General features: G+C 68.0%; 14 protein-coding genes. 4 read left to right on the top strand and 10 right to left on the bottom strand.

Going from position 1 to position 18,094, the window contains the following annotated elements; translation table 11 throughout:
- Window positions 1-147 precede the first annotated feature (147 nt).
- Entirely contained in the window at window positions 148-2,382 is a 2,235-nt protein-coding gene (locus AC0Z35_RS22305; protein ID WP_485133005.1) for a rhodanese-like domain-containing protein, read from the top strand.
- A 56-nt stretch (window positions 2,383-2,438) separates the two neighbouring features.
- On the opposite strand, the gene AC0Z35_RS22300 is transcribed toward AC0Z35_RS22305, so the two are convergent.
- The 7 genes from AC0Z35_RS22300 to AC0Z35_RS22270 form a co-directional block, all read right to left on the bottom strand.
- Window positions 2,439-3,587, bottom strand: a complete 1,149-nt coding sequence (locus tag AC0Z35_RS22300; protein ID WP_485133006.1) for a GGDEF domain-containing protein — start codon at window positions 3,585-3,587, stop codon at window positions 2,439-2,441.
- Between the two features lie 77 nt (window positions 3,588-3,664).
- A complete protein-coding gene (locus AC0Z35_RS22295) occupies window positions 3,665-5,239 on the bottom strand; it encodes a 3-deoxy-D-arabino-heptulosonate 7-phosphate synthase (protein ID WP_485133007.1) in 1,575 nt (524 codons plus the stop codon).
- Between the two features lie 144 nt (window positions 5,240-5,383).
- Complete coding sequence (locus AC0Z35_RS22290) at window positions 5,384-5,872, bottom strand: GlcG/HbpS family heme-binding protein (RefSeq protein ID WP_120157497.1); 489 nt, start codon at window positions 5,870-5,872, stop codon at window positions 5,384-5,386.
- Window positions 5,873-5,974: 102 nt separating this feature from the next.
- On the bottom strand, window positions 5,975-6,637 hold the full coding sequence (locus AC0Z35_RS22285) for a response regulator transcription factor (protein ID WP_485133008.1): 663 nt from the start codon (window positions 6,635-6,637) through the stop codon (window positions 5,975-5,977).
- Window positions 6,634-8,082 (bottom strand): sensor histidine kinase, encoded by a 1,449-nt coding sequence (locus tag AC0Z35_RS22280; RefSeq protein ID WP_485133009.1) that lies wholly within the window; start codon window positions 8,080-8,082, stop codon window positions 6,634-6,636. The genes AC0Z35_RS22285 and AC0Z35_RS22280 overlap by 4 nt, the downstream gene beginning before the upstream one ends.
- A 132-nt stretch (window positions 8,083-8,214) precedes the next feature.
- A complete protein-coding gene (locus AC0Z35_RS22275; protein WP_485133010.1) occupies window positions 8,215-9,378 on the bottom strand; it encodes an HPP family protein in 1,164 nt (387 codons plus the stop codon).
- 136 nt (window positions 9,379-9,514) lie between these two features.
- Entirely contained in the window at window positions 9,515-9,961 is a 447-nt protein-coding gene (locus AC0Z35_RS22270; protein WP_104145926.1) for a MarR family winged helix-turn-helix transcriptional regulator, read from the bottom strand.
- 368 nt (window positions 9,962-10,329) lie between these two features.
- On the opposite strand from AC0Z35_RS22270, the gene AC0Z35_RS22265 reads away from it, so the two are divergent.
- A complete protein-coding gene (locus AC0Z35_RS22265; RefSeq protein WP_485133032.1) occupies window positions 10,330-12,033 on the top strand; it encodes a chloride channel protein in 1,704 nt (567 codons plus the stop codon).
- A 151-nt stretch (window positions 12,034-12,184) separates the two neighbouring features.
- Here AC0Z35_RS22265 and AC0Z35_RS22260 read toward each other — a convergent pair whose 3' ends face one another.
- A complete protein-coding gene (locus AC0Z35_RS22260; protein WP_046807310.1) occupies window positions 12,185-13,078 on the bottom strand; it encodes a LysR family transcriptional regulator in 894 nt (297 codons plus the stop codon).
- Between the two features lie 127 nt (window positions 13,079-13,205).
- On the opposite strand from AC0Z35_RS22260, the gene argC reads away from it, so the two are divergent.
- Window positions 13,206-14,138: an N-acetyl-gamma-glutamyl-phosphate reductase gene (argC, locus tag AC0Z35_RS22255; protein WP_485133011.1), complete on the top strand. Its 933-nt coding sequence runs from the start codon at window positions 13,206-13,208 to the stop codon at window positions 14,136-14,138.
- Between the two features lie 153 nt (window positions 14,139-14,291).
- On the opposite strand, the gene AC0Z35_RS22250 is transcribed toward argC, so the two are convergent.
- Entirely contained in the window at window positions 14,292-15,191 is a 900-nt protein-coding gene (locus tag AC0Z35_RS22250) for an MBL fold metallo-hydrolase (protein ID WP_104145915.1), read from the bottom strand.
- A 102-nt stretch (window positions 15,192-15,293) separates the two neighbouring features.
- On the bottom strand, window positions 15,294-16,220 hold the full coding sequence (locus AC0Z35_RS22245) for a LysR family transcriptional regulator (RefSeq protein WP_223265061.1): 927 nt from the start codon (window positions 16,218-16,220) through the stop codon (window positions 15,294-15,296).
- A gap of 164 nt (window positions 16,221-16,384) precedes the next feature.
- On the opposite strand from AC0Z35_RS22245, the gene AC0Z35_RS22240 reads away from it, so the two are divergent.
- Entirely contained in the window at window positions 16,385-18,067 is a 1,683-nt protein-coding gene (locus tag AC0Z35_RS22240) for an AMP-binding protein (RefSeq protein ID WP_485133012.1), read from the top strand.
- Window positions 18,068-18,094: the final 27 nt, after the last annotated feature.

Raw genomic sequence — 18,094 nt, 5'->3', positions numbered from 1 at the left:
ATATTTCGGGCCGGGCGATTCCAGATAGGGCGCGCCGGAACCCGTGCGACAACGGTTCGCATATCCATAGACGCATTTCTACGTTGTCGGCGGCGCACGGGGCACGTAGCCTCAGCCATTCCCTTATCCGACACCGCGGGTCACCTCATGAGCACCTCTTACCAAACGGCCAGCCAAACGGCCAGCCGAGCGGCCAGCCCGGCCACCGGCAAGCACACCGAGCGCGCGCAGGCCGTGCGCGAATTCATCGCCGACGTGCGCAAGCGCGTGCCCGACGCGGCACGCGCCTCGCCCCAGCAGCTGGCCGAGGCCGCCGCCTTGTTGCAGGCATTGGGCAGCCGACGCGACTTGTTTCCGGCAGAGGAATTTCCGCTGGTACCGGACCGTCCCGGTACGCTGTACCGCCTGGCGGAAGACGTGGACGGCGGCTATGCGCTCTACCTGTCGCTGGGCGAGGCCGGCAAGGCCCAGCCGCCGCACGACCACACCACCTGGGCCATCATTGCCGGCGTGCACGGCAACGAGCGCAACGAGGTCTATCGCCGCGCGCCCACGGCCGACCCCTTGCGTGACGCGCTGACCCATGTGCGCCGCGTGGACGTGGGGCCGGGCAGTTCCATCGTGCTGGGGCCGAACGATGTGCACACCATTGAACTGATCGGCGACGAGGCCGGCGCGCACCTGCATTTCTACGGGCTGGCGCTGGATCGGCTGCACGGTCGGGTGGTGTTTGAAAGCACGGCCGGCGGCACGTACCAGACGTTCTCGCCGCCGGCCGCCATCTACCACGCGCGCGTGTCGCCCGACGCCTTGCAAGAGGCGCTGCGCGGCGACGCCGAGATCGCCGTGCTGGATGTGCGCGAGGCGGGCCGCTATGCCCGTCGCCATTTGCTGTACGCCGTGCCCGCGCCGCTATGGCGGCTTGAAGTGTTGGCCGACCGGCTGGTGCCCCGGCGCGACACCCGCATCGTGCTGGTGGACGACGACGAATCGCAGGCCCACCTGGCCGCCGCCAAGCTGACGCGTTTGGGTTGGTCGGACGTGTCCGTGCTGGCCGGCGGCACGGATGGCTGGGCGCGTGCCGGGCTGGAGGTGTTTACCGGGACCAACGTGCCCAGCAAGGCGTTCGGCGAAGTCATCGAACATGAAAAGCAAACGCCCTGGATCGATGTGGACGAGCTGCACGAACGCATCTCGCGCGGTGACGATATCGTCGTGGTCGATAGCCGCACGCCCGAGGAATTCCATCACTTCACGCTGCCGTTCTCGCACAGCCTGCCGGGCGCTGAACTGGTCTATCGCATCCGCGAGCTGGCGCCGGACCCGAACACGTTCGTGGTCGTCAATTGCGCGGGACGCACGCGCAGTATCGTGGGCGCGCAGACGCTGATCGACGCGGGCATTCCGAACCGGGTGGCGTCATTGCGCAATGGCACGATGCAGTGGCTGCTGTCCGGCCGCGAGCTGGCCTATGGCCGCCACGCGGCCTTGCCCGAGCCCGGCGAAGCCGCGCGGGATGCGGCGCGGCAGCAGGCGCGCGATGTCGCGCAGCGCGCCGGCATCGGCTATGTGGATGCGGCGACCTTGCACGCCTTTGAGGCCGAGCAGGACACGCGCACGCTGTACAAGTTTGATGTGCGCACGCGCGAGGAATACGAAACGGGGCACCTGGAAGGCTGGCGCTGGGCGCCGGGCGGGCAACTGGTGCAGGCCACCGACGACTATCTGGCGACCCGCCGCGCGCGCGTGGTGTTGGCGGATTGGGATGGCGTGCGGGCGTTGACGACGGGCGCATGGTTGGCGCAACTGGGCGCGGTGGAAGTCTATCTGTATCAGCCGCCGGCCTGGGCCGCGCTGCAAAGCGGTCCCGAGCCGCGCCGTGTGTTGCGCCATCGGCCCGAGGCGGCCAGCGTGCGGCCACAGGCGCTGCGCGCGGCACTCGATGCGGATGAAGTGATTGTGTTTGACGTGGAATCGCGCGTGGCCTACGAGCGCGGCCATGTGCCGGGCGCGCGCTTTGCGGCGCCGGACAGATTGGCGCAGTTCCTGTCGCCCGACGATCATCGCACCGTGGTGTTGACGTCGTCCGACGGCGTGTTGGCCAGCGTGGTGGCCGCCGAATTGGCGTGGCGCGGCAAGCACGCGGTGCAGTATCTGCTGGGCGGAACCCGGGCCTGGAAGGCGCAGGGTCTGGCCTTGGACACCGGCGCGGCCGGTGTACTGACCGGCGATGACGACCAGAGCATCAGCCCCTATCTTTTTGAAGACCTGTCGGCGCGCGACGAAGGATTTCGGGAGTACCTGGATTGGGAACTGGGGCTGGTGGCGCAGCTGGAGCGCGACGGCAGCGAACACATCCGCTTGATTCCCGCTGCGCGATAAGGAGGGCGGGCAAGCGCGGCAGCGGTGCGCCCGCTGTCTTTACCGACGCGCAGGCGCTACGCCCGCTCCAGCCGGTTGCCGCCCATTGCCTTGGCACGGTACAGCGCGCGGTCGGCCGCCGCCAGGCTGTCGGCCAGCGGCGGCACGTCGCGTTCGTAACACGCCAGGCCGATGCTGACCGTGGCGCGGATTGCGCTGCGGTCGCCGGGTTCGGATGTGGATTCGGCGAAGCGCCGCGCGACCGTCTCACCCAGCGCTTGTGCGCGGCGCGCGTCGTCTCCCAGCAGCAAGGCGGCGAATTCCTCGCCACCGATGCGGGCCAGCAGTACGCCCGCTCCGGCCTCGCCCTGGGCGATATCGGCAAACGTCTTCAGCACCTGATCGCCGGCCTGATGGCCGTGGCGGTCGTTGATGGACTTGAAGTGGTCCAGGTCGAAGGCCAGCACCGCGGCCGGCTGCTGTGCGCCCTTGGTTCGCAGCAGCCGCGCGCCTTCCTCGAAGAACCAGCGGCGGTTGCCCAGGCGGGTCAGGTAGTCGGTCTGCGATTCGAGCAGCAGTTGGCCATGCGCTTCTTCGCGCACCAGCTTGAGCAACGCCATGGGCAGCAACACGGAATACAGCACGCCTTCGTACATCGTGATGCTGCTGGCCGCACTCTGCACGGACGCCCCGTGGCGGGCAACGAGCCAGGGCAGGATCAGCGCCCGAAAGGCGTAGAACAACGCATGGATGCCGGCGATGCCGACGACAAAGCGGCGCGGCGTCAGCGCCTTCATGGGCGTGCAGCGCCACATTTCCCAGGCGGTCAACGCGGACGCGATGGCGATGGGCGCCGCGCTGACGTAGGCCCAGACGAGGCCTTGCCAACGGATCCCGGCAATAGCCCAGATCAATGCCATGACGACCAGCAATGCCACCGACCCGCCGCGATAGCGCCGGCCGTTGAAGGCGGCCACGCCTTGCAGCACAAGCAGATAGCCGCCAAGGATGATCAGGTTGCTTAAGGCCGGGCCCAGCCAGGCGGGCAGATACCCGCGCAGCACCACCCCGGTACAGCCGACGGCGATGGTGGCAAAGCCCGTGGCCAGCAGCCGCAGTTGCTTGCCGCGCTTGGCGTTGGTCCGGTGTTCCCAATAGGTCATGCCGGCGCTGGCAAGCAGCGTTCCGATGACTAGGAAATAAAGGGTGTAGAGATCGACGTGCATCCCGGCGGGTATCAGCGTGGTGCCGACACGTGTTGCCGACTGCGGGATTTTACGGGGAAAAAAAGCAGCGCCGACGGTTACATCGCAGCCTGTTGCGCGGCCGCCAACAGGTCATCGGCATGCACCATCAGCTCGCGCACGAGGTACAGCTGCGGGTACTGATTCAACACGCCCGCCCACTGGGGCGATGTCAACAACGACTGCCAGACGGCTTGCAGCCCGCGTGTGTCGGCCGGCCGCCCTTGGGCAAGCTCGCTGGCGTAGGCCACGCTTGCGGGCGCGGATAGCAGTTGCATGCGGCAGGCGGCGTTAAGCAGGCGCGGCGCGGGGTCGGCCGGCGCGTCGCTGCAATACAGCACGGCGCCGGATAGGTCGGTGTCGCCGGTGGGCAAGGCGGCCAGGGACGCGCCGCGTATCGGCACGGGGCCCTGGTGGGTGTGAAACGGATACGTCATGCCCGGTTCGGCCTGTGCCAGGCGCGCAAGGCCGCGCAACAACCGGGCGAAGTCGGTGCTGGCGGCGTCCACGGAAGCCTTGGCTTCGACAAGCAGGCAGACGTCCCAGGCGGCGGGCGGGGCGGCGGGCGCGTTCGGCACGTTTGGCGCATCCACACGGCGCAGCAGCGCGGCGTCCCATTCGCTTTTGGCGCGGTCGGCATCGCCGGGCAATGCGGGCGGCACGCGCATTGACGTCACGACGCGGTAGGCGGGGTTGCCGTGCGGCGCCGCGTTGAGTCGGTCTGCCAGGGCTTGCAGCGCCTGTGAGGCGCGCGCTTCGACCGCCGCGCCGCGCTGCTGCGCGGCCACGCCTTGTGCCACGGCCCCGGGGCTGCCCGAGCGGGGGCCGTTGCGATTCCATAACGCCTGGTAGCGCCGTACCCAGGAATCCAGGGCCAGCTCGTCCAGGCGTTGCAAGCGTTCCAATGCGGCGCCGTCGCGCAAGCGGGACAGGCTGCGCGCCAGGGCGGGGTCGTTGGTGGGGTCGGTGGCGGGGTCGGTGGCTGGGTCGGAGGCTGGGGCGTTGGCCGAGGCGTTGTCAGGGGCGTTGGCCGAGGCGTTGTCAGGGTCGTTAGCTGCGGTGTTGTCAGGGGCATTGGCCGGGCCGTCGGCAAGGTCTTTGCCTGGGTCGCTAGCTGTGCCCCGCAGCGATTCCAGTTGCGCCACCGCAGCCGCCAGCGCGGGCCAGGACGCGGCCGAGGCAGCCGCCTGAAGCCGGGCCAACACTGTGCGCAGCGCGCCGGCGGGCATGCGTTCCAGCTTGGCGGGGTGGGCGATGGCATTGACGGCGGCGACTACGTCGCGTCGGTCGGCCTCGGCCCCGGCGGATAAGGAGGCGTATTCGCGAACCTGCGGCGCCTGGTGGCGCAGCACCATCGCCTGGATGGCAGGGTCGCCCTGGTCGGGGCGCATGGCTTCATGGATCAGTTGCGCCAGCGCGTCGATAAAGCACTGCTTGACCGAGGCCGGCGGGGGGGTGGCGCGGGCCAAGGCCTGGCGGGCCTGGTCAATGGCCACGGCCAGTCGCGTTGCGCAATGGCGCTGGGACGACGCGGTTGGGTCCGTGTCGCCGGCCAGGGTGGCCGGCACCCGATAACGTCGGGCGACGATGCGTAGCGTTTCGTCCAGCAAGGCGGGGCGCGGCGGCAAAGGCATGGGAGGCTAGGGCGATCGGGGCGTTTTTCTGATGGGGCGCCCGTAAGCCTAGCCTGTTGACGCCGCGCGCGCCAATCGCCACCCGGAAACCCGAAACCAGAACCCGAAAGGCGGGCGGATCCCCTTGACCGCGCCCGCCGTCGATCACTTGAACAGCGCGGCGTTCTCTTCCAGCACGGTGTCGGCGCATTGCGCATCCAGGTTGCCGCCGGGTGCGCCGGCCACGCCGATGGCGCCGATCACGTTGCTGCCTGCCTTGACCGGCACGCCGCCGCCCAGCAGCAGAAAGCCCGGGATGTCGGTCAGGTTGGCGGCGCCGGGGTTCTTTTGCGCGTTTTCCATCATCGTCAGCGTGGGCGTCTTGGCCGACACCGCCGTGAAGGCCTTGGCGCGGCTGGCCTCGATCGTGTGCGGGCCGGCGTTGTCGGCGCGGGCAAAGGCCTTGAGCAGCCCGGCGCGGTCCACAACCGAAGCGCTGACGTTATAGCCCTTGGCCTGGCAGGCGGCGACGGTGGCGGTGGCCAGCTTCTGCGCATCGGCCATCGACAGGTTGCTTTCCGTCAGTACGGCGGCGTGGGCGGCGCCGGCAAAGGCCAGGGTGGACAACAGGGTGGCTAGGGTGACACGGTTCATGGTCTGCATCCTTTGATTTCAGAGCGTTCGGTAGGAGCAGCCAGTGTGGCCAAATCCGGCGTTGCGCGGTATACGCCCGACTACGCGCGCGCCTCCGTAGGGTTACGGAGGCCCTGGCGCGCGCTCGTCGAGCAGGGTGGCGTATTGGCGGATCAGTTGCGCCAGCGAGTCGGCTTCCAGCTTGGCGAAGACGTTGGCGCGATACGTTTCGACGGTGCGCGGCGACAAGTCGAATTCCCGTGCGATTTCCTTGTTGCTCATGCCGCGCACGATGCGTTCCAGCACCTCGTGTTCGCGGCCGGACAGGCGCGCCAGCCGGTCGGCGGCGGCCTGCGTCACGGCCAGCCTTTCCCGGCTGGCCACATGCGTGCGCACGGCGGCCTGCACCGCGTCCAAAAAGACATCGTCGTCCACCGGCTTTTGCAGGAACTCCATGGCGCCGCCCTTGAAGGCGCGGCGGCACAGGTCCACATTCGCGTGGCCGGTCAACATGACGACGGGCAGGTCGGACTGGTCGGCCAGGCGGCTCAGCACGTCCAGGCCGCTGATGCCGGGCATGCGGATGTCCAGCACGACGCAACCGATCGCGCTGGCGGGCAGCGCCGACAAAAAGGCCTGCGGGTCGGCAAAGCCGCTGCTGGCCAGGCCCACGCTGCGCAGCAGCAGCGCCAGCGCGTCGCGCACGGCGTCGTCGTCGTCCACCAGGTAGACCCGGGGTGACAGTTCGGGCGTGCGGTTGGGGGCAGGGTCGGGTGCGGGGTTCATGCGGGGCTCTTGTTGCAAGGCAGGCTGACGGTGAAACACGCGCCCGAGGGTTTGAGGTTGTGCGCGGCCACGCTGCCGTCCATCGACCCGGCCAGCGTTTCGCACAAGGCCAGCCCCAGGCCCATGCCTTGTGCCCGCGTGGTGTAGAACGGAGTGAACAGCCGCGGCAGTGCGTCGGCGGCAATGCCGGGGCCGTTGTCGCTGATGCTGAACCGGTAGACGTCGCCCGAGGCGCGGCTGTCCAGCCGGCCTTCCAGCTGGATCACTCGGGGGCCGTCAGTGCCGGCCAGCGCGTCGGCGGCGTTTTGCACCAGATTGTGCAGAATCTGTTCCAGCGCTACGCGGTCGCCCAGTGGCCGCGCGGCGGGGCTGGCGTTGTGCCAGACAAGGCGAATGCCCTGCCGGGCGAGTTCGCTTTCCCGCAGAAAGCGCAGCGCGGCCACCAGCGCGTCGGGGTCCAGCGCTTCGCGCCGCGCGGGCGGGCGGGGTTGGACCAGCGCGCGCATGCGGCTGATGATGTCGGCCGCGCGCTTGGCCTGCTCGGCGCTGGCCAAGAGCGCGTGGCGCACGGCGGGGCGCTCGTCCTCGTCGTCCAGCAGGCGTTGGGCGGCGCGCGTCTGCGCCAGGATGGCGGTCAGGGGCTGGTTCAATTCATGCGCGATGCCGGCGGCCATTTCGCCCAGCGTGCCCAGGCGCGCCATCGCGGCCAGCCGCGCCTGTTCCTGCTGGCGGCGGGCCTCGGCGCGGGAACGCTGCCATGCGGCGGCGCCGGCCACCAGCAGCGCGCTGGCAAGCGCCCACGCGGTCCATGCCGTCCAGGGCCAATAAGACGGCGTCAGGGTGCGGCTGCTGCGCATCTGAAACGGTTGGCTGGCCGCGCCCAGCGGCTTTTGCAGCGTCATGGGCAAGCCGCGCGCGTCCTCGGGCTGCTTGTCCAGCAGCGCTAGCGGGCGCTGATCCACCAGCAGGCTCAGGTTGCTGAGGTTGGGCGGGAAGTCGGCGGGCGGCACCAGTTGGCGGGCATCGATCAACAGGCTCCAGCTGGACGGCGCGATCAGCCAGTAGCGGGCGGCGTCCAGCGGCAATGTCACCGGCCGGCCCAACTGCGTGGCGCGCGTCACGGCGGCGGACAGATCCGGCGGCGGCGGCAGGCTGCCGGCCCACGCGCCATCGGCCAGATAGCCCAAGCCCAGCAGCTGCGGCATGGCCGGGTGCAGGCTGGGGTAAAGACGTTCGGGGGTGGGCGGATGCGACAGGGCCGTCAGCGTGGCCAGCACGGCCTCGTGCTGCACGGTCTTCTGGCTCAGCATGCGCTGGGCGATGCTGGTGCTTTGAAAGAAGCGGTCGTGCTGGTCCAGGTATTCCTGGCGGGCGATCCAGGCGGCGCCCAGCAAGAACAAAACCAGCCAACAGAGGAGGGCGCGGGAGCGCGATAGGGGATTCACGCGTGAAATTATGCCTTGCGGCAAGCGCGCCCCGACATCCGTAGGGTTACGGAGGCGTGGGTTACGAAGGCAATGGCTTCGGGGGCGATGGCTTCGAAGGCGATGGTCAGGGAGGCGATGGTTACGCAGGCGTCAGGCCGCGCGCTGGGGGGCATGGTCGCCGGTATCGGCCTGCGAGCTGGCCGACACCGCCATTTGATACAGCGCCGCCACCAGGTCCGACTGCGTCACCAGCCCCTGCAAGGTGCGCGAAGCGTCCAGCACCGGCACGCAATGCACGCTGTCCGACATGGGGCGGGCCAGTTCGATCACGGGTAGGCCGGGCGTGGCGAAGGGCACTTCGCTGCGCATGCAATCGGCCACCAGCAGTTCTTGGGCAGGGGTGCCGTCCGGCATGGCGACCAGCGGGCGCGTCTTGCGCGCCAGCACGTCCGCCTGCGCGACCATGCCCGCGTAACGACCGGCTGCGTCCAGCACCGGCAAGGCTTGTAGCCGATGCTTGTCGAACAGGCGTACGGCGTGGTCCAGCGGGGCGTGTTCCTGCACGGTGACGACGTCGCGCGACATGATGTCCGCGCACGAAACGTCGCCAAAGCGGCGCACGCTGGCGCGCAGCTCGGCCGCCAGCACGATGTCTTCCAGGTCTTCCTTGCTGATGTCCAGCAGTTCGCCGCGCTGCGCCAGGGCTTCGTCCAGGTCGGCGCGGGAAAAGCCCAGGCGGGTGCTGGGCGCGGCATCGCGTGTGTGGTGGCTTTGCGCGGGGTCGGCGTGGCGGCGCGGGTAGTTGCGCTTGAAGGCGCCGTTGAACGCCACGGCAATACACAGCAGGATCAATGAATTCAAGCCCACGGGCCACAGGGCGAAGCCATAGCCCAGGGCAGCCACCGATGGCCCGCCCAGCACGGCCGTCAACGCCACCGCGCCGCTGGGCGGATGCAGGCAGCGCAGGCTGAACATGGCGCCGATGGACAAGGCCACCGCCACGGCGGCCGCCACGCCTGGCACGGGAATCATCTGCGCGCAAAACACGCCGATCAGTGCCGACACCAGGTTGCCCGCCATGATGGACCAAGGCTGCGCCAGCGGGCTGGCCGGCGCGGCAAACAGCAGCACGGCCGATGCGCCCATGGGGGCGATAAACCAGGGGCTGGCCGCGCCCAGCGCGTGTCGCCCCACCCATTCCGTGCAGAACAGCCCGACCAGCGCGCCCAGCACGCCAACCAGCTTTTCGCGCCCGTTGACGCCCACCGGCGCTGGCGCGAATGCGCCCAGCCAGCGCTTTAATGCCACACCCAAAACGATCTCCTCGCGTGCTTGAAATATGTCGCGGGACGACAATTTATCACGCGGCGCGGTGTGGGCCGGTTATGAACTTATGGGCAGGGGCAGGCGGCAGGGGCGGCACAGGAGGCGCGCTCGCCCCTGGCGCCCGTTAAGCCGTGTCGTCGCCGATGCGCGCCAGCAGGCGGCCCAGCAAGGGCCGCATGGCGCGCAGTTCTTCCAGGTGCGAGGCCGACAGGCTTTCCAGCAAGCGTTCGGCCTTGGGCGTCAGAATGACTTCTACGCGGCGCCCATCTTCGGGATCCGCCTCGCGGCTGACCAGGTCCAGACGCGCCAGACGGCCGACCAGCTCGGCCGCCGTATGCGGCCGGATCAACAGTCGGTCGGCAATTTCACCGACATACAGGCCGCGCCGGTCGGGCGCGTTTTTGCGCGTGCCCTTGATGGCCAGCAGGGTTTGATGCTGCTGCGGCGTCAGCGCCAATTCGGCGGCGGCGCCTTCGCTGAACGCGGCGAACGTGCGCAGCGCGTAGCGAAAGTCGGCCAACAGCTCGTAGTCGGCGGGGGACAGCGGAGTGGGGGACGGAGACGTTTTCACAAGCGCAATTCTAATATATGTCGTGATACGATATAAATAAGCGAAACCGAACCCGTTCTTGCACTCCCATGCCTTCATCGTCCACCCCTTCAGTGCCCGCAACATCGCGCGCGTCTGCCACCTTGCCGACGGCCGCGGCATCTACGGCTTTCCCGACGTCTCCATTGTCCCCGCCGTCCCAAACGTCCCCAACGTCGCCAACGTCCGAAACGTCGCCACCGTCCCCACCGTCCCAATCGTCCCCATCGTCCCCATCGTCCCCAACGTCCCCAACGTCCCAATCGGCCCCAACGTCTGGCCGCCCCGAACCCGGCGCATCCACCCGCGCCCACCGCCTGGGCGACTTCACCACCGACCGCCGCGTGGTGATGCTGATGGTGCTGGCCGTGCCGGTGGGCCTGGCCAGCGTGCTGGCCGCGTGGGCCTTGCTGCGGTTGATCGCCCTGTGCACCAACCTGGCCTACCACGGCCAGTTTTCCTTTGTCGACAAACCCATCACGACCGGTGCGCTGGGCTGGGCGTCCGTGGCCATTCCGGTCGTGGGCTGCCTGATCATCGGTTTGATGGCGCGGTACGGCTCCGAGAAGATTCGCGGCCACGGCATACCGGAAGCGATGGAAGCCATATTGATCGGCAAGAGCCGCATCCAGCCCAAAGTGGCGGTGCTCAAACCCGTGTCGTCCGCCGTGTCGATCGGCACCGGCGGGCCGTTCGGCGCGGAAGGGCCCATCATCATGACGGGCGGCGCCATCGGGTCGCTGTTGGCGCAAACCATCCACCTGGACGACGGCGAGCGCAAGACCTTGCTGGTGGCGGGCGCCGCCGCCGGCATGACGGCCATCTTCGCCACGCCGCTGGCCGCCATTCTGTTGGCGGTGGAATTGCTGCTGTTCGAATGGAAGCCGCGCAGCTTCCTGCCGGTGGCGGTCGCGGCCATGGTGGCCGCCGCCGCGCGCGCCTTCATGCTGGATGCCGGGCCGATCTTTGCCTATGCCGGGGCCTTGTCCTTTACGCCGGGCCACCTGCTGGCGTGCGCGGCGGTGGGCGTGCTGGCCGGCCTGGGGTCGGGCGTGCTGACGTCCTTGGTGTACGCAGCCGAGGACCTGTTCGAAAAACTCCCTTTGCATTGGATGTGGTGGCCCGCGTTCGGCGGGCTGGCCATCGGGATCGGCGGCTTGATCGACCCGGCGGCGCTGGGCGTGGGCTATGACAACATCCGCCACCTGCTGGCGGGCGACCTGGCGTTGCAAGCCGTGCTGGTATTGCTGGTGGTCAAGGTGGCGATCTGGTCCATCGCACTGGGCTCGGGCACCTCGGGCGGGGTGCTGGCGCCCTTGCTGATTTTTGGTGGGGCGCTGGGCGCGCTGGCCACGCCGTGGCTGCCGCAGGCCGATCCCGGCTTCTGGGCCCTGGTGGGCATGGCAGCCATGATGGGCGGCACCATGCGCGCGCCGCTGACCGCAACGCTGTTCGCCGTCGAACTCACCGGCAACCTGAGCGCGTTGTTGCCCGTGCTGGCGGCCTGCGTGTTCGCCTACGGCATGACGGTGCTGCTGTTGAAGCGGTCCATCCTGACCGAGAAAATCGCACGGCGCGGGCATCACGTCAGCCGTGAATACCATGTGGATCCCTTCGAACTGCTGCGCGCCGAAGCGGTGATGACGCATCCCGTTGAAACCTTCGCGGCAAGCATGACGGTGGCGCAGGCCATTGCCCATTTCACGACGCTGGGTCACGTGCATACCAGCTACCCGGTGGTGGACGACGATGGCGTGGTGGTGGGCACGGCGACTCGCGCGGATTCGCTGGCGTGGGCGTTGGATGAAGCCGAGGACACGCGCACCCTGGCCGATGCGCTGGTCGGGCGCGAGCCGGTGCTGGGGTATCCGGACGAACTGGCCAGCCGCATCGCCGACCGCATGGCGTTGTCCGGCGTGGGGCGAGTGCCAATTGTTGACCGCGCCAATCACCGCTTGCTGGGGCTGGTGGGCCGGCGCGACCTGTTCCGCGCGCGGGCTCAACGGCTGCGCGAAGAAACGCGGCGCACGGCGTATTTCCGCCGCGCTTGCTGACCGTTGCTGTGCTTTTGGACCGCCGCGCGCGTCCCGCTTTCGGACGCGTTTCCTGTTTTCAGACGCGCCTATCGCAGGCGGGCGCGCATCCCGCTTTCAGACGCCCCTTTCGCAGCTGCGCGCGCGTCCCGCTTTCAGACGCGCTACGTCGCTACGTGCCGCTTGCCGCCCGCAGTTGCCACAGCACGTCCAGCACATGCTGGGTTGACCGTTCCACTTTTTCGGCTCGATGCGCAATGCCCAGCGGCCGCCACAATGCCGGGCGCAGCGCGCGCATGATGATGCGCGCGTCCGCCTGTGGCGCGGTGGCTTCGTGCGGCAGCAGGGTCGCGCCGTAGCCCGCCGCCACCAGGCTCTTGATGGCATCGTTGTAGTTGAGCTGGATGCGCGCGCGCGGGTTCAGCCCGGCGGCGGCAAACCATTCACCCGTCTGGCGCGACAGCCGCGTGGTGGCGTCGTTCAGGATCAGCGGGCGGGTGGCCAGCCACGCGGGCGTGACGCGTGCCGGCGCGCTCCAGCCGGCCGGCAAAAACGCCATGACCGGATCACGCCGCCATGGCTTGATCACCAAGCCATCGATAGGCGGTTGCGGCAACGCCACCAGGCCCACGTCCAGGCTGCCATCGTTCAAGCGCTGCAAGGTTTCCTGCGACGTCAGCACCGCCACCTGCACGTCAATGCCGGGGTGATGCTTGCCCAGGGTTTCCAGCGCACGCGGCAGCAGATGCGCGATGGCGCCGGTGGATGCGCCCAGCCGTACGCGGCCGGACAAGCCCTGCACCTGGCGCTGCACGTCATCCAGCGCCTGATCGGCTTCAGCCAGCAAGCGGCGCGCGCGTTCCAGCAGCGTGTCGCCGATGGCGGTGGCGCGCACCTGGCCACGCTTGCGCGTCAGCAGCGGCGCGCCCACGCGGGCTTCCAGGTCGGCCACGTGCAGGCTGACGGTGGGCGGCGCCAGGTGCAAGGCCCGCGCCGCCTCGGCGAAGGAACCCAGGTCGGCAATGGCAACCAGGGTGCGCAAGCGGTCTAGGCTTATTTCACGCATGAGGTGATCTTCCGTCGTTCAGAAAAGATGAATTTGACGGTCATGATATTCGACTTTTCTTATGCATGGCGCGGGTCGATGATACGGCTTGCACCCAGCCCCCATTCCTTTTCCTGACGGAGCAGCCATGACCCAACCCCTAGTCTTTATCGACGGCGACCAAGGCACTACCGGCCTGCAAATCCATGAACGTTTGAATAGCCGCACCGACCTGCGCTTGCTGACCTTGCCGGCCGCCGAGCGCAAAGACGCCGCCCGCCGCGCCGAAGCCATCAACGCCAGCGATGTGGCCATCCTGTGCCTGCCCGACGAGCCGGCGCGCCAGGCGGCCGCATCCGTCGTGAACCCCGCCGTGCGCGTGATCGACGCCAGTTCGGCGCATCGCACGACGCCGGGTTGGGTCTATGGGTTTCCGGAAATGGCGGCGGGCCAGGCCGACGCCATCGCGCGGGCCAAGCGGGTCAGCAACCCGGGTTGCTATCCCACCGGCGCCATCGCCTTGCTGCGGCCCTTGATCCAGGCGGGGCTGGTGCCCGCCGACTATCCGGCGGTGGTGCATGCCGTGTCGGGCTATTCGGGCGGCGGGCGCGCCAGTGTGGACGCGTACGAAGGCGCCGATGCGGCGTCCCAGCCCGCATTCCAGCTGTACGGCCTGGGCCTGGCGCACAAGCACACGCCCGAAATCGAAGCGCATGCCGGGCTGACGCAGCGGCCCGTATTCGTGCCCGCTTATGGCGCGTTCCGCCAGGGCATTGTGCTGACGATTCCGCTGCAACTACGGTTGCTGCCGGCCAGCGTCACCATCGCGCAGCTGCATGACGCCCTGCAACAGCACTATGCGGGCACAACGCACGTGCAAGTGGTGGCGCCGCAAGACGCCGCCACCCATACGAATCTGGATCCGCAAGCGCTGAACGGCACCAACAACCTGCGGCTGGCCGTCTATGGCAGCGCGCAGCATGGACAGGTGTTGTTGACCGCCGTGTTTGACAACCTGGGCAAGGGCGCGTCCGGCGCGGCGGTGCAGAACCTGGACTTGATGCTGGCGGCGATGCGCTGAGGCCCGCTGGGCGGGATGGGGGCACGGGTTTCGCAGCCACTTTCAGTGACCGCGTAGCCTGGGCTTCGTCGCCAAGGCCACGCGGTTGGGGCAATGTTGCGGTGGCGACGCTTCTGTCGCGTCGTCAGTGCGGCGTGCTTGCCCCGCGCCTGCCTACCACTTCATTTCGCCCTTGGCGACCTTGGCGCTCAGTTCCAGCGACGCGGCGCCGCCCGCTTGCGGGTATTGCGCCTTCATCGCCGCGATCAGCGCCGCGCTGTCGGCGGCCTTGGCGGTTTGCGCGTCAAACGCGCGGATATAGCCCTGCGTGTAGCGCACCGATTCCAGCGTCAGCGGCGCGCCGGGAGCGTAGTGGCCGGGAATGACCGTGACCGGCTTGAGCGCTTCGATGTGTTGCAGCGTGGCCAGCCAGTCTTTATGCGACTGCGGCGTCTGCGTGTCCGCCATCCACACGTGCAGATTGCCGAACACCACAACGCCGCCCACCACTGCCTTTAGCGACGGAATCCACACATAGCTGCGGTCAGGCTGCGCGCCGTCCAGGCCGGTGATTTCAAGCTGATGACCTTCCAGCGTAAGCGAGTGGCCGGCCAGCACCTGCGGGATCACGGCCTTGGCCGGCGCATCCGCGCCCAGCTTGGGACCCCAGAACGCCAATTTGCCATCAACGGTTTCCTTGATGTGCCGCACGGTCGGCTCAGTAGCAACAACGCGCACGCCGGGGAAGGCTGCCAACACGGTGTCCAGGCCGAAGTAGAAGTCAGGATCGCCGTGGCTGATGTAGATGGTGGTCAGCGTCTTGCCGCTGTCACGCACCATCGCCACCACCTTTTCCGCCTGCGACTTGCCAAATTGCGCATCAATCAAAATGGCATCGCGCTTGCCGGCGACCAGGACGGAAGACACCGGAAAGATGGCGTCGTTGCCCGGGTTGAAATGGGTCAGCGTCAGGTCCGTGCCGGCGGCGCGGGCGGGGGCATTCAGCACGGGGGCGATCAACAGCGCCAGCGCGGCGGTCTGTAGCAGGCGGCGTGCGAAAGGGAAGAGGGTCATTGCGGCTCGCAGGGTGGGATCAGGGAAGCGGCCAGTCTAGTGGCGTGAATCCCGTCGATCTATCCCTGTCTTTGCCAGAGTCTGTTGCGCGCTTCGAGCAGATCAAGCGCGGTCCGCCAAGGCGGCGTCCGGCGCGGCGTCGGCCAGCGTGGCCTGGACCTGCCGCCGCAGCCACATCGTGCCTGGGTCGCTCTCGAAGCGCGCATGCCAGTGCACGGTGACCGACAAGGGCGGCAGCGCAATCGGCAGCGGCCGGATCTCAAACGCCTTGTCGCGATTGAACCAAAGCGCTGCGCGATGCGGCAGCGTCACGGTCAGATCGGTGCGCCGCACGATCTCGGCGGCGGCCGAGAAGTGCGGCAGCGTCAGGTACGGCTGGCGTTGCAAGCCCGCTTCGCCCAGCACATCGTCCAGCAGCCGGTGGGCACTGGCGCGCGAGGCCACCAGGATGTGATCCAGCCGCTTGAACTGCCCGCGCGTCAAGCCCGCCGACAGCACGGGATGGCCGCGCCGCCCCATGCAGGCATAGCGTTCACTGAACAGGTCGGCGTGGCACGTATGGCGCGCCAGCCCGGCCAGGTTGCCAATGGCCAAGTCCACCTGGCCGTCCTTCAAAGCCTGCGGCAGTTGCTCCAGCGGAACCTCAAGCACCTCGACCCGCAGGCGCGGCGCCAAGGCGTGCACGCGTTCCATCAACGGCGGCAAAAACACCATTTCACCGATGTCCGACATCGACAGCCGAAACCGTCGCGTACTGGTGGCCGGGGTGAACTGTTGGCGCAGGCTGACCGCCTCGGCAAAGCTGTTCATGCCGCGTTCGATGGGGTCGGCCAACGCAAACGCCACCGGCGTGGGCTGCATGCCGGTGGCGGTGCGCACGAAAAGCGGGTCGTCGAACTGTTCGCGCAAACGGGCCAGCGCGTAACTGACGGCCGGCTGAGTCAAGTTCAGCCGTTGCGCCGCGCGCGTCACGCTGCGCTCGTGCAGCACGGTCAGGAAAACCCGCATGAGATTCAAGTCGAAGTCCACGCATGCCCCTGATATCAGTCGGATTTATAAGATAAATAATACCCATAAATTTGACACATAAATAGTTGATTCCTAGACTAATTTCACGCTACACACCGGCCGCGACGTGCCTGCACGCTGATGCGACCGCAACGACACAAGAGTGCAACAGGGGAACCGTCGTCATGCATGCGTTGACATTACCGTCGCTGTTGGTGGAACAGGCGGCCCGCTTGGGAGACCGCCTGTGGGTGCAGGCGCCGGGCGGTGCGTTGCGATTTGGCGATGCGCCGGCGCATGCGGCAAGCTGGGCCGCGCGGCTGGCTGCCGCGGGCGTCAAGCGCGGCGATCGCGTGGGCCTCATGGCCGGCAACCGTCATGAGTTCCTGTCGATAGTGTTGGGTTGCGGCTGGCTGGGCGCGGTGGTGGTGCCCATCAACACCGCGTCGCGCGGCATGCAGTTGCAGCACATGTTGGGCAACAGCGGATGCGTGTTGTTGGTGGCGGACGCGGCGTCCTGTCCGTCCGTGGCGGCGTTGGCGACGCTGTCGCAAGCAGGGCAGCCGGCGCAACCAGTGCAACCCGTGCACGACGCGCAACCCGCGCAGCCCGCGCAACCCGCGCCTGCCGGTCGGCAACCCGCGCACGATGCGCCGTTGGCCCTGCGCGCGATCTGGTTGCTGGATCCCGCCGACCCCGATTGCCAATTGCCCGTACCCGCCAGCGCGCCGCCGCCGGCCCCGCACGCCGACACGCCGCCATTGCCTGCCGCCACGATCCAGCCGGGCGACATGCTGGCCATTCTATATACGTCGGGCACGTCTGGCCCGTCCAAGGGCGTGTGCTGTCCGCACGCGCAGTTTTATTGGTGGGGCAAGATCGCCGCGCGCAATCTGGAAATCTCGGATGCCGACGTGCTCTACACCAGCCTGCCGCTGTTTCACACCAACGCCCTGAACGCCTGCTTCCAGGCGTTGGTGACGGGCGCGTCCATCATCTGCGACGAACGGTTTTCGGCCAGCCGTTATTTCGACCGCCTGCAAGCCACGGGCGCCACCGTCACGTATCTGCTGGGCGCCATGGTGCCGATGTTGCTGGCGCAAGAATCCCGCCCGTCAGAACGCGGACACCGCACGCGCATTGCCTTGGCGCCCGGCGTACCCGAACGTTTTCATGCCGTGTTCGCCGAGCGCACCGGCATGGCGTTGCTGGAAGGCTATGGGTCCACGGAAACCAACTTTGCGTTGGGCGGCGTGCTGGCCGACCAGCGCGCGGGCACGATGGGCCGGGTGGCGCCGGAATTTGACGCCATCGTCGCCGACGAACATGACGCGCCCGTGCCGGATGGCGAACCGGGCGAACTGCTGCTGCGCGCGCGTCCGCCGTTTGCGATTGCCACCGGCTATTTCGGCATGCCCGACAAGACCGTCGAAGCCTGGCGCAACCTGTGGTTTCACACGGGCGACGGCGTCGTGCGCGATGCCGATGGCTATTTCCGCTTTCTAGACCGCATGAAAGACGCCATCCGCCGCCGGGGCGAGAACATTTCGTCGTACGAAGTGGAACAGGTGCTGCTGTCGCACCCCGCCGTCGCCACGGCGGCGGTGTACGCCGTGCGTTCCGAATTGGCCGAAGACGAAGTGATGGCCGCGCTGGTCTACAAGACCGGTCACGCGCCCACGCCCGAAGGCCTGCTTGATTTTTGCCAGCCCCGCATGCCGTATTTCGCCGTGCCGCGCTACTTGCGCGTGCTGGACGATCTGCCGCGCACCGAGAACGGCAAGGTCCGCAAGTTCCGTTTGCGGGAAGAAGGTATTACCGGCGACACCTGGGACAGGGATGCGGCCGGTTATCGCGTGGCGCGCTGACGCGCCATTCATCCATTCAAAAATCCA

It is taken from the genome of Achromobacter sp. 1L-A-4-B-C2, from assembly GCF_057291955.1.
The sequence above is the reverse complement of the archived record's forward strand: the minus strand, read 5'-3'. Positions and strand labels throughout refer to the sequence as shown.

What these genes read in the sequence shown, in the direction of transcription:
- AC0Z35_RS22305 (WP_485133005.1), top strand. Translation starts at nt 148, where the DNA reads ATGAGCACCTCTTACCAAACGGCCAGCCAAACGGCCAGCCGAGCGGCC.
- AC0Z35_RS22300 (WP_485133006.1), bottom strand. Translation starts at nt 3,587, where the DNA reads ATGCACGTCGATCTCTACACCCTTTATTTCCTAGTCATCGGAACGCTG.
- AC0Z35_RS22295 (WP_485133007.1), bottom strand. Translation starts at nt 5,239, where the DNA reads ATGCCTTTGCCGCCGCGCCCCGCCTTGCTGGACGAAACGCTACGCATC.
- AC0Z35_RS22290 (WP_120157497.1), bottom strand. Translation starts at nt 5,872, where the DNA reads ATGAACCGTGTCACCCTAGCCACCCTGTTGTCCACCCTGGCCTTTGCC.
- AC0Z35_RS22285 (WP_485133008.1), bottom strand. Translation starts at nt 6,637, where the DNA reads ATGAACCCCGCACCCGACCCTGCCCCCAACCGCACGCCCGAACTGTCA.
- AC0Z35_RS22265 (WP_485133032.1), top strand. Translation starts at nt 10,330, where the DNA reads ATGCTGATGGTGCTGGCCGTGCCGGTGGGCCTGGCCAGCGTGCTGGCC.
- AC0Z35_RS22260 (WP_046807310.1), bottom strand. Translation starts at nt 13,078, where the DNA reads ATGCGTGAAATAAGCCTAGACCGCTTGCGCACCCTGGTTGCCATTGCC.
- argC (WP_485133011.1), top strand. Translation starts at nt 13,206, where the DNA reads ATGACCCAACCCCTAGTCTTTATCGACGGCGACCAAGGCACTACCGGC.
- AC0Z35_RS22250 (WP_104145915.1), bottom strand. Translation starts at nt 15,191, where the DNA reads ATGACCCTCTTCCCTTTCGCACGCCGCCTGCTACAGACCGCCGCGCTG.
- AC0Z35_RS22240 (WP_485133012.1), top strand. Translation starts at nt 16,385, where the DNA reads ATGCATGCGTTGACATTACCGTCGCTGTTGGTGGAACAGGCGGCCCGC.